This window comes from Bacteroides sp. MSSM.1001136sp1_RTP21357st2_D2_RTP21359_211015 (assembly GCF_040913205.1).
GTDB lineage: Bacteria > Bacteroidota > Bacteroidia > Bacteroidales > Bacteroidaceae > Bacteroides > Bacteroides ovatus.
Map to the genome: position 1 here is coordinate 62,705 of NZ_JBDFVF010000016.1, position 14,495 is coordinate 77,199.

Here is a 14,495-nt window from a genome sequence, read left to right on the forward strand (position 1 = left end):
GCTTACTTACTTCTTTTTTTGCGTGCTAATGTCTGGATACACTCTCTACGTGGAATAATGACAGATACACCACGGTATTCGATCTCTTCGCGAATGATTTGCTTCATCTCCTCATAGTTTTTCTTCAACGGAGTAACGACGCGGATATGAGCCGGATCTACTCCGATACCTGCACAGATCGCTTCGATACGTCCGGTTCCGGCAGAGTCCTGTCCGCCTGTCATGGCGGTAGTTTCATTGTCGGAGATGACGATGGTTACACTGGCATTCTCGTTCACACAATCTAATAGTCCGGTCATTCCGGAATGGGTGAATGTGGAGTCTCCGATGACAGCTACAGCCGGGAAAAGACCTCCGTCAGCCGCACCTTTCGCCATCGTGATGGAGGCGCCCATGTCTACGCATGAGTTGATTGCATTGAAAGGAGCATTCGCGCCTAATGTGTAACAGCCGATGTCGCTGAATACTTTATGAGATGGGTATTCTTCTTTCAGAACTTCGGTTAGTGTGATATACATATCGCGATGTCCGCAACCTTCGCAAAGTGCAGGCGGACGCATTTCTACGACAGAAGGAATGCCGAATTCCGATTTATTCTCTTTGCCTACGGCGCGGGCTACAGAGTCCGGATTTAATTCTCCATCCTGTGACAGAGTGCCGTCCAAGCGTCCTTTTACTTTAACGCCGATGCCCAGATAACCTTTCAATTGTTTTTCTACAAATGGTTGTCCGTCTTCCAGAACGAGGATTTCGTCACAGGAGTCAATCAATTGATGTAATTGCTTTTTAGGCAATGGATACTGGCCGATTTTAAGTACCGGATATTCGCAACCTTCAGGATAGTTTTCCATCAGATAGTTGTAGCCGATGCCACAAGCGATAATTCCTAACTTTTTGTTAGGACCATCTGTATATTTATTATAAGGTGATTCTTCCGAAGCTTTGATAAACTCGTCTTGGCGCGCAAGTAATACTTTGTAGCGTTTACGGGCATTTCCAGGTAACAAGATGAACTGACGAGGATCTTCGCTGAAAGAGATGCCATTCTGTGGTTTTTGTGCTTTGCGTTCTACTCCAGAGCGGGAGTGTGCAAGGCGGGTTACCATACGCATCAAGATAGGTTCGCCCAATTTTTCAGAGAATTCGAAACCACTGTATACCATATCATACGCTTCCTGCTGATTGCTGGGTTCGTACATAGGAATCAGTGAGAAATCTCCGTAGAAACGGCTGTCTTGTTCGTTCTGCGAAGAGTGCATGCTGGGGTCATCTGCTGCTATCACGATCAATCCGCCTTTCACACCTGTGATGGCAGAGTTGACAAAACAGTCGGCAGCTACATTCATACCTACGTGCTTCATACAAACTAATGCCCGTTTACCAACGAATGACATACCCAACGCAGCTTCCATCGCTGTTTTTTCATTGGCGCACCAACGGTTGTGTATATTCTGTTCGGTCGTTATTGGGGCCATTTGAATATATTCCGTAATTTCAGTTGAAGGAGTACCAGGATAGGCATAAACACCTGAAAGTCCGGCATCCAGTGCAGCTTGTGCAATGGCTTCATCGCCAAGTAAGAGTTGCTTGCTCATATATATTTCTTTTATTTAGTGTTGATCACAGTTTGTTAATCTATCGGGCAAAGATAGGCTTTTCCGTTCGTTTTATCACAAATTTACTTGAAAATCTTTCTTTCATTCAGGGCTTTCCAGTATTTTCTTGCATTTGCCATGTGGTCAGCATAATTGGATGCAAAGTTGTGAGTTCCGGAAAAATCTTCTTTAGCACACATGTAGATATAGTTATGTTTGGTATAGTTTAATACGCTGTCTATTCCCTTTTTAGAAGGGATACGGATGGGGCCTGGAGGCAGTCCGGTATTTATGTAGGTGTTATAGGGGGAGTCGACTTTTAAATTTTCGTTGGTGATTCGGCGCAGACCGAAATCCTGTAGTGCAAATTTGATGGTAGGATCTGCCTGCAAAGGCATATCTTGATGTAAACGGTTGATATATAATCCGGCTACTATTGGCTTTTCTTCGTTGTTGTTGGTTTCTTCTTCGACGATGGAAGCAAGAGTGCTGACTTCTTCCGGTGTCATGCCGATAGCGGTGGCTTGTGCCAGACGTTCTTTGTTCCAGAAGCGTTCGTGCTCATTCTTCATTCGTTTAAAGAAATCGTCTACGCTCATGTCCCAATATACCTGATAGGTTTCCGGTATGAAAAGGCTGGGGAGTGTTATGGTTGTGTATCCCATTTGAGCCTGGAAAGTAGAGTCGAATAACTGGCTGGCGATTTCGGCAGAGTCTATCATGAGTTGTTTTCCAATGCTTCGTGCTAATCGGTCTAATGTCCGGACACTTCCTATGGTAAGGTTGATCGCTTCCTGATAGCCTCTGGAAAAGCGGCTATATACATGATAAACATTGTCATTGGGGCGAATGGCATAACGACCGGTATGGATATTCTGATCGAAATCCTTGTATTTTGCCATCCACTGGAATCCGGTGAACTTATTGACATGCCCGAATTCTTTTATTTTATGGTAGATAGAATCGGCAGTATCATCCCGGTCTACATAAATATATACGGTTTTAGATGGGTGAAATTGGGGGGCAAACAGATAATAATAAAAGGTGCCTCCGGCAACTGCACAAAGGAGGAATGCTCCGATTAGAATTGATAGTAGAATATTTCTCTTTTTTTTCTTCATCTTTTGAGGTGTATTTAAAAAGTTCGTCAAAGATAAAAAGAATTTGGATAGGAGTGTTCTCTTTTTAGGATGAATCATAAGAAGACTATATCAAAAGTATGTTTTCTTTCGATGCGGTAATGAATCCATTCTTTCACGTTGCGTTTGCCTTGCTTGATTTATTCAGTTGCTTATTGTGCTGCTTGGCATTCATTGCAATTATCTTTTTGTTTCCAGCGTAGTTCCATTATTCCCATATATTGTGGGACTATTTTCTCGCAATATATGGGAATGTTTTCTCATAAAATAAGAGAATACTTTCCCACAATATGTGGGAATAAGACAATCTCTTGACGTTACAATGTGAAACCTTGAGAGTAATACAACAACTCCCTTTTATTGAAGTGCAAGTCTGTTTGTAACTAGAATGCCATTGGCACAGGGAAATGAATTCATTTCAGAGAAACGAGTTTTGCTACTTAATTAGGCCACAGGGAGTAATTAATATCTGCTTCTATTTTGTTTTCTATCTCATCGGGCAGAGGTGCGAAGAAATCCATGTTAGTCAGGCTCTCGATGCTATCTATTGTTACCGTATAGGATGATAGAGGTTCTACTGCCTGCTCATTATTGAATAAGAAACCGATAGCTCGCATCGGCTTGACAAAAGGAGAAAGGACTACTTTAAAAAACTTTTGAGGTACTACGACTTTATTCTTTCCGATTGTTTTGGGATGTTTTTCAATAATAGGGCCACATATAATAATGATGGCGCTGTCTGCTATAGCCCAATCCCGGATCTTTTCTTCCAGGTTTTTCCATCCTCTTCTGTTTAGTTGTGGATGTTGCGGACACATATTGCTGAAATAAAATGATTCTTTCATGGCTTCAGGACTCCATTTCATATCTGCTGCGGGAGCCATGTGTCCTTTGTCGTATCCTGAACGGGTATAGTCGGCATTTGTGGCAATCGGACCTGTCACTAGTGGATCGGCAATAAAGCGATTACCTCTTTTTTCTTTTCCTTTGGTTTCTTCCCTGGTTAATTCGTAAGAAACCCAGTTGGGAATTTTTAAATCTTTGTTATATGATACCGTATATCCGCTATGGCGGATGATTTGTTCTTGCCGGGGAACTAGTGATACAGGTGTCTCCAGATCTTTGCCAAGTGGAATTTGAAGGGAGACATCGGTTTGAGGTTCATTATTATTCTGGGTATTAATCTGTTGGCAATATAAATAGACGCCAAAAAGAATAGGAATGAGCACAATGATGGCGATGATACATCCTAATCTGTTATTGGAATGTGATTTCTTTTTGAATAGCTTTCTGTTTTTACCTTTTTTACTTCGATTCATTGGTTAGCTAGTAATGGCGGGTTTGTTTTATTCTTCTTTTCTCATGCTGAATTCACAACCGCAATATTGTTGGTTGTAGAAGTTATACTCTTTAATGATGGCGATGCGTCGTTCGCTAAGTCCGCCTTTCCGCCAATTCTGTTCCCAGTATGTGACATCCGGGTATGAAGCGGTGGCATATTGTCCGGCTTCATTAATCTGCTCCAGACTTTTCCAACGACTGGAAGCAAGCGTTGTGGTTATTACGGAAAGGCCATGTTCATGCGCATAACGGGCGGTCTCCAATAAGCGTAGTTTAAAGCAACGTAGGCAGCGTCCTCCTCTTTCGGGTTCCTGCTCCATTCCTGCTATATGGCATCGCCAGTTTTCATGATCGTAATCAGCATCTATTATCTCCAATCCCAATGATTGGGCATAGCGTGTACATTCGTCTTTTCTTATCATATACTCTTCCAGCGGATAGATATTAGGATTGCAATAATAGATAACAGGGGTGATGTGATGTTGCATCATACATTCAATAATGGCTGATGAACAAGGAGCACAACAGGTATGAAGTAAGACTTTATCGGCTCCTCCCGGAACTTCGAGTTGGAATTTCTTTTTCATGCTGTAAAGTTAGTACATATTTACGATACGAGTCAATGGTTTATGCTTTATTCAGAATAGTTTTTTATAAAAATAGGAGGGAGGATATCTCCTTTATACTGTTTTTTATAAAATCTTGTTTATTGAACTAATTCACTAAATGAGTATGAATTAACTAATTAATCTCATCTTTTTTACTATTTTTGTCCATTCAAGTTTATAACAATTCAATAATGGATGAATTAAATTGCGGGCAAGGAGAGCAAAATGCAGGCCCGGAGAAGAAAAAAAGTACCTCGAAAATAGTGAAGAGAACTTTAGTTGTGACTGCATTGGCTTTGGCGGTATATGTTGTATATTCCGTAGTTTATTTATTTGTCTCACCTGATCGTAATATTCAGCAGATCTATCTGGTTCCGGAAGATGCGGCATTTATTATTCAGTCATCGGCTCCGATTGAAGATTGGGAGAAGTTTAGTGGAAGCGAGACGTGGCAATGCCTGAAGAAAGCGAAATCTTTCGAGGAAGTAACGAAGAGCGTAGAGAAGCTCGATTCGGTTGTCAAAAGCAATAAGGTGCTATTGTCGCTTGTCGGTGAACGGGATATGCTTATTTCGCTTCATAAGACTCGTGCCACAGAGTGGGATTTTTTGCTTATCTTGGATATGCAGAAAACATCGAAGATGGATTTATTGAAAGACCAGGTTGAAACCGTATTGGTCATGAGTGGTTTTACTGTGACTAACCGGATGCATAATGGTATTAATATCCTTGAAATGCGCGATTCCGAGACGAGGGATATTTTCTATATTGCTTTTGTCGATAATCATTTGGTTGGTTCATACACATCCGGACTTGTCGAGTCGGCTATTGATTCGCGTAATAAACCTAAAATCGGGCTTGATCAGTCTTTTATTGAAACAGAGAAGTTGGTTTCCGGTAAGGGACTTGTCAGAGTCTTTGTCAATTATGCGCGTGTACCTCAATTTATGTCTATTTATTTAGGTACAAGAAATGAGTACATTGATCTGTTTAGCAATTCCATGAATTTTGCCGGACTTTATTTAAATACGAATAAGGAGCGGATGGAAGTGAAAGGATATACATTGAAAAAAGATTCTGCCGATCCTTATGTCACTGCTTTGTTGAATTCGGGAAAACATAAAATGAAAGCACATGAGATTCTGTCCGGGCGGACAGCTCTTTATACGAATATAGGTTTCAATAGTCCGGTGACCTTTGTAAAGGAACTGGAGAATGCACTGTCGGTTCACAATAAACAGTTGTATGATTCTTATCAAAGTTCCCGGAAAAAGATAGAAGGGTTATTCGGTATATCTTTGGAAGAAAACTTTTTGAGTTGGATGTCAGGAGAGTTTGCTATTACCCAATCCGAACCAGGTTTGTTAGGACATGATCCCGAACTGATTCTGGCTATCAGGGCTAAAAGTATTAAAGATGCCCGTAAGAACATGGAATTCATTGAAAAGAAGATTAAGCGACGTACTCCAGTTAAGATTAAGACTGCTAATTATAAGGATTTCGAGATTAATTATGTCGAAATGAAAGGCTTTTTTCGCTTGTTCTTTGGAAAGCTATTTGATAAATTTGAGAAGCCATACTATACTTATGTTGACGATTATGTAGTTTTTAGTAATAAAGCTGCTTCTTTACTTTCCTTTGTAGAAGATTACGAGCAGAAGAATTTATTAAAAAATAATCCGGGTTTTGAAAATGCACTGTCATATTTAAAATCAAGTTCTACTATTTTCTTATATACAGATGTGCGCAAGTTTTATTCCCAGTTGAAACCGATGATGAATCCTGCTACATGGAATGAAATACAATCAAACAAAGACGTTTTGTATTCATTTCCTTACTGGACTATGCAGATTATAGGAGAGGATCAGTCGGCTTCTTTGCAGTATGTGATGGATTATAGCCCATATCAACTGGAAGAGGTTGACGTTGCTATTGCTACCGATGAAGATGATAAGGAAATGAACGAAGATGCAGAGACCGAAAAAGAGCAGATGAGCGAACTGAAACGTTTCTATATCGAAAAGTTTGAAGGAAACGTTTTACGGGAGTTTTATCCGGAGGGAGCATTGAAGAGTGAAGCGGAAGTAAAAGAAGGGAAACGCCATGGTCGTTACCGCCAATATTATGAAGATGGGACATTGAAACTTCGTGGAAAGTATGCAAATAATAAACCGAAGGGTACATGGAAGTACTATACCGAGGACGGAAAATTTGAACGCAAAGAAAAGTTTTAGATAACGTCAACAAAAGTTGATTTAAAAATTAAGCTCAAAAAATAATCGGATTCTTTTTGTTTTCTCAAATAAAGCTGTAATTTTGCACGCCGTAAACGAGAGACAAACGCCGCTATAGCTCAGTTGGTAGAGCAACGCATTCGTAACGCGTAGGTCGCCAGTTCAAGTCTGGCTAGCGGCTCTCAAATTAGAACGCTGATTATTATTTAATAATCAGCGTTCTAATTTTTACAGGATTTCCTGTTCTTAAAAAGGAAAATCCTGTGTATGTAATAGATGTGAAATATAAAAATGTAATCTATGTTGAGTCGTATTATTGTTTTAGTTGTCGCCGGAGTAGCTGTAGTCTATATCGTTCGCTTTATAGATAACTTTTTCTCCCAGCGTAGAAGATAAAACTAGCTTTCAAACATTCTACTGCGTGCCAACATGCACGCGCCGACGATTCCTGCTTTATCTTTCAACTTAGAGGTGATAATGGCTGAATCTTTATTAACCAGATTTAGAGAGTACTTGCGTACAGCTGTTTTTATAGGTTGTGTGATATAATCACCGGTTAAAGATAAAGTTCCACCTATAATTACTAGTTCCGGATTGAAGATATTGATTAACCCGGCAATCTGTTTGCCTAGTTTCTGCCCGATTTCTTCTACGATTTCAATGCAAAGCAGGTCTTCTTTATTCACGGCAGCAATTATCTCATCAAGAGTGATCGGGTTTTCCTCGGTTGTGATTCGCGTAGATAGTATGGAACTTTCCCCACTTTGAATACGCTCCAATAAAATACGATGAAGTGCTGAACCGGAAGCTTCCGTCTCCAGACAGCCTTTTTTGCCGCAATGGCAGATTATTTCATTATCATAAGCACTCATGTGTCCAAATTCACCGGAGAATCCGGATTTTCCAGTATAAATCTTACCATCAATAATGATTCCGATACCTACTCCCCAACTTACATTCACAAAAATGATATCTTTTTCTCCTTTCACGCAGCCTTGCATATATTCACCATAAGTCATTGCACGCGTGTCATTATCAACAGTTACTTTATATCCCAATTTTTCGGATAATACATCTGCTAACGGCCTTTCCTCGAAATTGAACTGGCTGAAGCTATACCCTGATTCAGGATTTACACGTCCCGACACATTGACATTAATATTTAAGATCTTCTCTTTATTAATAGTGAGCTTCTTTATAAAATTAAGAATATGTTTGCATAACTCATTCATCCCTTCGATTGAGTTCTCAAACTTATAAGGTATATTCATTTTCAATTCTACCATATCGCCTTTGAAATTTATTAGTCCGATATTGACGGCGAATCTTTTGATGTCTACCCCCAAAAAGTAACCGGATTCCGGATTGAGCCCATAGAGATTGGGATGGCGTCCACCACTTGTTTCTAATTTGCCATAATCATTAATATATCCGTCATCACACATTTCACCAATAAATTTGGTGACGGTCGGTACACTTAAATCCAGCTCTTTTGAAAGATCGGGAATTGTAGAACTGCCATTATATATATAATGTGTAATAATCCTCTTTTTGACGAGAGCGCTTTTAGAGCCCTTTTCTATTTCTTTCAAGAATTGTTGGTTCATAACTATGCATATTTGGTAATTCACACAAAGATAATTAATTTTTTTATTAATATGTGGTTTTGGAGCCTTGAAAATTAGAATATCTTGTATGTTATATTCCCTATATATTGTGTAATGGACTTATATATAGGATAATATAGTTATGGTTGAATGCGGATATAATAAATAAAATATGATGATTTATAAGGTAATTACCCCATCTATTAATTAATAATGTAGGCAATAGTGATTTTATTAATAAAATATTTTATTATCTATTGTTTATTTAATAAATATAGCTATATTTGTGCCGTGATATTATTAATAAAAGTCTATATCCTTAAATGAATTAAGTATGAGAAACTATTTTTTAGGTCTGTGTTTATTATTTGCTTTGTGTTTCACGGCATGCTCTCATTCAGATGATTCTGTTGATGTGCTAATTATTGGTGGTGGTGCTAGTGGGGTAACTGCTGGTATTCAGTCTGCTCGAATGGGGGCTGTGACATTGATAGTGGAAGAAACAGAATGGCTGGGTGGAATGCTCACTTCTGCAGGTGTAAGTGCTGTTGACGGAAACTATAATTTACCGGCAGGCCTATTTGGAGAGTTTCGCGGACATTTGGCAGATTATTATGGTGGACTTGATTCTCTAAAAACCGGTTGGGTGAGTTCAGTGTTATTTGAACCTTCAGTTGGAAATAAAATTTTCCATGAAATGGTTAATGCAGAGGAAAATCTAAAAGTATGGCATAATGCTACTTTGGTCAAATTGGAGAGAGAAAATGATTCTTGGATTGCTCAAATTCAGATGCAAGATCATACGATTAAAAAAGTAAGTGCTAAAATATTGATTGATGGTACCGAGTTAGGGGATATAGCAAAAATGTGCGGTGTGAAGTATGATATCGGTATGGAAAGCCGTCATGATACAAAGGAAGATATTGCTCCGGAAGAGAAAAATAATATAGTTCAGGATATTACATATGTAGCAATTTTAAAAGATTATGGCAAAGATGTGACTATTCCTTGTCCTGAAGGATATAATAAGGATGAATTTGCTTGTGCTTGTGCCAGTCCTGTTTGTATCACGCCTAAAGAGCCGGATCGTGTATGGTCTAAGGAAATGATGATAACTTATGGAAAACTTCCTAATAATAAATACATGATTAATTGGCCGATAGAAGGCAATGATTATTATGTAAACTTGGTCGAAATGACCCGTGAGGAACGTGAAGAAGCTCTGAAATATGCAAAACATTATACGATGTGTTTCGTCTATTTTCTGCAACATGAATTAGGTTTTAATACATTGGGCTTAGCTGACGATGAATATCCTACTGCTGACAAATTACCCTTTATTCCTTATCATAGAGAGTCTAGGAGAATCCATGGATTAGTGCGCTTTAATCTAAATCATGTTTGTGAACCGTTCAAACAGTCCCAACCTCTTTATCGTACTTGTATCGCTGTAGGAAATTATCCTGTGGATCATCATCATACCCGTTATCATGGATATGAAGAATTGCCTAATCTTTATTTTCATCCGGTACCTTCATACGGTTTGCCTTTAGGAACTTTGATTCCAAAAGATGTTGAAGGATTGATCGTTGCTGAAAAATCAATATCTGTTTCTAATATAATTAATGGTACCACTCGTTTGCAACCGATGGTTATGCAGATCGGACAAGCAGCGGGAGCATTGGCAGCCCTTGCAGTGAAAGAAAATAAGAGTATTAGCGAGGTGTCTGTTCGTGAAGTGCAAAATGCAATATTGGACGCGAAAGGATATTTATTGCCTTATTTAGATGTTGCAATAGATCATCCGATGTTTAAATCGTTGCAACGTGTAGGTTCTACAGGAATTTTGAAGGGTATAGGTAAAAGTGTCGATTGGGCTAATCAAATGTGGTTCAGAGCAGATACTTTGTTATTGGCGAATGAACTGGAAGGATTAGGTGATGTCTATCCCTTTGTCAATAAGCAAGTTATTGAAGGTAATAACACCATATCAATTCAGAAAGCTACAGAGATGATAGGAGAGATTGCCGAAAAAGAAGGTATCGAAATAAAGGAGGGTAGAGTAGAAGAGATATGGGATGAATTTGATTTGAAGAATTTTGATATGGATCGAGATATTCTACGAAGTGAAATGGCAATTTTGATTGATCAGATATTAGATCCTTTCAATAATAAAAAAGTAGATATTACAGGACAGTATATTCAATAGGTAATGATAATATAAGTGTTAACTGCTGTTTTAATTAAACTAATATGAAAACATTAGATCGAAGAGATTTTCTAAAAAAAGCGACATTAGCTGGTGCATCAGCTTTGGCTGTACCAACTTTGTTTGAATCTTGTACTTCAAAGGCTAGTGCCAGTACAGTAGTGGTAGCTGATGGTTTGGAAAGTAAACTCATTGTTCCTAAAAACAATGGATTAAAAATCACCGGAACTTTTTTGGATGAGATTTCACATGATATTCCACATCAAAACTGGGGTGAGAAAGAATGGGACATGGATTTTCAGCATATGAAAAATATAGGAATTGATACGGTAATAATGATCCGTTCGGGTTATCGTAAATTTGTAACTTTTCCTTCTCCTTATCTGCTGAAGAAGGGGTGTTATATGCCTTCTGTTGATTTGGTAGATATGTTTTTGCGTTTGGCTGAAAAGTACGGAATGAAATTCTATTTTGGACTATACGATTCGGGCAAATACTGGGACACAGGAGATATGACTTGGGAGGTGGAAGATAACAAATATGTGATTGATGAGGTCTGGGAAAATTATGGTTCCAAGTATAAAAGTTTCGGAGGATGGTATATCAGTGGTGAAATAAGTCGGGCAACGAAAGGTGCGATTGGTGCTTTCCATACATTAGGAAAACAATGTAAGGATATATCTAATGGATTGCCGACTTTTATATCGCCTTGGATTGATGGAAAGAAAGCAATAATGGGAACGACGAAAATGACTAAAGAAGATGCCGTTTCTGTACAACAACACGAAAAAGAATGGGATGAAATTTTTGATGGAATTCATGATGTGGTAGATGCATGTGCATTTCAAGATGGTCATATTGATTATGATGAATTGGATGCATTCTTTTCTGTCAATAAAAAATTAGCAGATAAGTATGGTATGCAATGTTGGACAAATGCTGAATCTTTTGACCGTGATATGCCTATTCGTTTTCTACCCATTAAGTTTGATAAACTTCGGCTGAAACTGGAAGCTGCCAAACGTGCCGGATATGATAAGGCTATTACTTTTGAATTTTCTCATTTTATGAGTCCACAGTCAGCCTATTTGCAAGCTGGTCATTTATATGACAGATATAAAGAATATTTTGAAATAAAATAAATGCTATGAAGTCTACAATCAACTTTGGTTATCTTATATTCCTTTCTGTTGTGGCAGCATTGGGAGGCTTTTTGTTCGGATATGATACCGCGGTTATATCGGGAACAATTGCCCAGGTGACTCAACTATTTCAGTTAGATACGTTGCAACAGGGATGGTATGTAGGATGTGCTTTAGTAGGCTCTATTGTAGGTGTTCTTTTTGCAGGAATCCTAAGTGATAAGTTAGGAAGAAAACTTACGATGGTTATTTCAGCCGTATTGTTCTCTACATCAGCTTTGGGTTGTGCACTATCTGCCGATTTTACTCAATTGGTGATCTATCGGATAATAGGTGGAGTAGGGATAGGGGTTGTTTCCATTGTTTCTCCTCTTTATATATCTGAAGTAGCCGTAGCACAGTATAGAGGACGCCTAGTGTCATTGTATCAGTTGGCTGTAACAGTCGGTTTCTTAGGAGCTTATTTAGTTAACTATCAATTATTGGCATGGGCGGAGAGTGGTACGCAATTGAGTGTGGATTGGTTGAATAAAGTATTTATAACTGAAGTATGGAGAGGTATGTTGGGTATGGAAACATTGCCAGCAATCTTATTCTTCATAATCATATTCTTTATTCCGGAAAGTCCTCGCTGGTTAATCGTGCGTGGAAAAGAATTGAAGGCTGTAAATATATTAGAAAAAATATATAATTCAATTACAGAAGCGAAAAGTCAATTAAAAGAAACGAAATCTGTACTGACCTCTGAAACGAGATCGGAATGGTCGTTATTAATGAAGCCTGGAATCTTCAAAGCTGTTATTATCGGTGTTTGTATTGCCATTTTAGGGCAATTTATGGGAGTGAATGCAGTGCTTTATTACGGCCCTTCTATTTTTGAAAATGCAGGACTTTCAGGTGGCGATTCTCTTTTTTACCAAGTTCTGGTAGGACTAGTCAATACTTTGACCACCGTTCTGGCTCTTGTCATCATTGATAAGGTAGGCCGCAAGAAACTTGTTTATTACGGAGTTTCAGGAATGGTTGTTTCTCTGATTCTCATCGGCCTGTACTTCCTCTTCGGAGATTCCCTGGGAGTATCCAGCCTCTTCCTGCTTATTTTTTTCCTGTTCTATGTATTCTGCTGTGCCGTTTCTATCTGTGCCGTGGTGTTCGTGCTCCTCTCTGAGATGTATCCCACCAAGGTTCGCGGACTGGCCATGTCGATAGCAGGATTCGCTCTGTGGATCGGAACGTACCTGATCGGACAGTTAACCCCCTGGATGCTCCAGAACCTTACCCCCGCCGGAACATTCTTCCTGTTCGCCCTCATGTGCGTGCCGTATATGCTGATTGTCTGGAAACTCGTGCCGGAGACTACCGGGAAGTCGCTGGAAGAGATTGAAAGATATTGGACCCGTTCGGAATAGTAAAACAAAAAGACCTTAATAACTTAATAATAAAAGATGTATGGATTTTAAGAAACTGGCAAATCAATACAAGGATGAACTCTTGGATAATGTTCTTCCTTTCTGGCTTGAAAACTCACAAGATCATGAATATGGAGGCTACTTCACCTGTTTGGATCGTGAAGGAAGAGTTTTCGATACAGATAAATTTATCTGGCTGCAAGGCCGCGAAGTGTGGATGTTCTCTATGCTTTACAATAAAGTGGAAAAACGTAAGGAATGGCTGGATTGTGCCGTTCAAGGTGGTGAGTTTTTAAAAAAATATGGACATGATGGAGACTATAACTGGTATTTTTCCCTTGACCGTTTGGGTAGACCATTGGTAGAACCATACAATATCTTTTCATATACATTCGCTGCCATGGCTTTCGGGCAATTAAGCCTTGCAACCGGTAATCAGGAATATGCTGACATTGCCAAGAAAACCTTCGATATTATCCTTTCCAAAGTAGATAATCCGAAAGGTAAATGGAATAAACTTCATCCGGGCACTCGTAATCTAAAAAATTTTGCCCTGCCGATGATACTATGCAATCTTGCTATGGAAATTGAGCATATTTTAGGCAAGGACTATTTGGAACAAGCGATGGATACTTGTATTCATGAAGTTATGTCTGTCTTCTATCGTCCCGAACTTGGTGGTATCATTGTTGAGAATGTAGATGTGAATGGTAATCTGATAGATTGCTTTGAAGGACGGCAGATTACCCCTGGCCATGCGATTGAAGCCATGTGGTTTATAATGGATTTAGGGAAACGCCTAAACCGTCCGGAATTAATCGAAAAGGCTAAGAATATCACTCTTACAATGCTTGAATATGGTTGGGATAAAGAATATGGAGGTATCTACTATTTTATGGATCGTAACGGTTGTCCTCCCCAACAACTGGAATGGGACCAGAAACTCTGGTGGGTGCATATTGAAACACTCATATCTCTTCTGAAGAGTTATCAATTGACCGGAGATAACCAATGTCTGGAATGGTTTGAAAAAGTACACGATTATACATGGACCCATTTTAAAGATAAAGAGCATCCCGAATGGTATGGATACTTAAATCGGAGAGGTGAAGTGCTACTACCACTCAAAGGAGGAAAATGGAAAGGATGTTTCCATGTACCAAGAGGGTTATACCAATGCTGGAAAGTATTGGAACAGCTATAAACAATAA

General features: G+C 39.0%; 10 protein-coding genes and 1 tRNA gene. 6 read left to right on the forward strand and 5 right to left on the reverse strand.

The annotated features are described in order from the left end of the window. Positions 1-2 precede the first annotated feature (2 nt). The 4 genes from AB5217_RS11990 to AB5217_RS12005 form a co-directional block, all read right to left on the reverse strand. Positions 3-1,595 carry a thiamine pyrophosphate-dependent enzyme gene (locus AB5217_RS11990; protein WP_004319097.1) on the reverse strand — a complete coding sequence of 531 codons (1,593 nt, stop codon included), beginning with the start codon at positions 1,593-1,595 and terminating at the stop codon, positions 3-5. Positions 1,596-1,678: 83 nt separating this feature from the next. Beyond that, on the reverse strand, positions 1,679-2,716 hold the full coding sequence (gene mltG, locus AB5217_RS11995) for an endolytic transglycosylase MltG (protein WP_368112872.1): 1,038 nt from the start codon (positions 2,714-2,716) through the stop codon (positions 1,679-1,681). Positions 2,717-3,174: 458 nt separating this feature from the next. Then, positions 3,175-4,053 (reverse strand): DNA/RNA non-specific endonuclease, encoded by an 879-nt coding sequence (locus AB5217_RS12000; protein WP_118418589.1) that lies wholly within the window; start codon positions 4,051-4,053, stop codon positions 3,175-3,177. Positions 4,054-4,080: 27 nt separating this feature from the next. Then, complete coding sequence (locus AB5217_RS12005) at positions 4,081-4,662, reverse strand: epoxyqueuosine reductase QueH (RefSeq protein WP_004297549.1); 582 nt, start codon at positions 4,660-4,662, stop codon at positions 4,081-4,083. A gap of 212 nt (positions 4,663-4,874) precedes the next feature. On the opposite strand from AB5217_RS12005, the gene AB5217_RS12010 reads away from it, so the two are divergent. Next, on the forward strand, positions 4,875-6,917 hold the full coding sequence (locus tag AB5217_RS12010; RefSeq protein WP_368112873.1) for a toxin-antitoxin system YwqK family antitoxin: 2,043 nt from the start codon (positions 4,875-4,877) through the stop codon (positions 6,915-6,917). Between the two features lie 108 nt (positions 6,918-7,025). Further along, positions 7,026-7,098: transfer RNA gene (locus AB5217_RS12015), tRNA-Thr, on the forward strand. A gap of 217 nt (positions 7,099-7,315) precedes the next feature. On the opposite strand, the gene AB5217_RS12020 is transcribed toward AB5217_RS12015, so the two are convergent. Beyond that, positions 7,316-8,524 carry an ROK family transcriptional regulator gene (locus AB5217_RS12020; RefSeq protein WP_032854678.1) on the reverse strand — a complete coding sequence of 403 codons (1,209 nt, stop codon included), beginning with the start codon at positions 8,522-8,524 and terminating at the stop codon, positions 7,316-7,318. Positions 8,525-8,858: 334 nt separating this feature from the next. Here AB5217_RS12020 and AB5217_RS12025 point away from each other — a divergent pair, with 334 nt between their 5' ends. From AB5217_RS12025 to AB5217_RS12040, 4 genes are read left to right on the forward strand one after another with little or no spacing between them, the layout of a single operon-like run. Next, positions 8,859-10,733 carry an FAD-dependent oxidoreductase gene (locus AB5217_RS12025; protein ID WP_032846104.1) on the forward strand — a complete coding sequence of 625 codons (1,875 nt, stop codon included), beginning with the start codon at positions 8,859-8,861 and terminating at the stop codon, positions 10,731-10,733. Between the two features lie 44 nt (positions 10,734-10,777). Continuing rightward, positions 10,778-11,875, forward strand: a complete 1,098-nt coding sequence (locus AB5217_RS12030) for a DUF4434 domain-containing protein (protein ID WP_004297556.1) — start codon at positions 10,778-10,780, stop codon at positions 11,873-11,875. A 5-nt stretch (positions 11,876-11,880) separates the two neighbouring features. Beyond that, on the forward strand, positions 11,881-13,284 hold the full coding sequence (locus tag AB5217_RS12035) for a sugar porter family MFS transporter (RefSeq protein ID WP_032854679.1): 1,404 nt from the start codon (positions 11,881-11,883) through the stop codon (positions 13,282-13,284). 40 nt (positions 13,285-13,324) lie between these two features. Beyond that, positions 13,325-14,488, forward strand: a complete 1,164-nt coding sequence (locus tag AB5217_RS12040) for an AGE family epimerase/isomerase (protein ID WP_008651671.1) — start codon at positions 13,325-13,327, stop codon at positions 14,486-14,488. Positions 14,489-14,495: the final 7 nt, after the last annotated feature.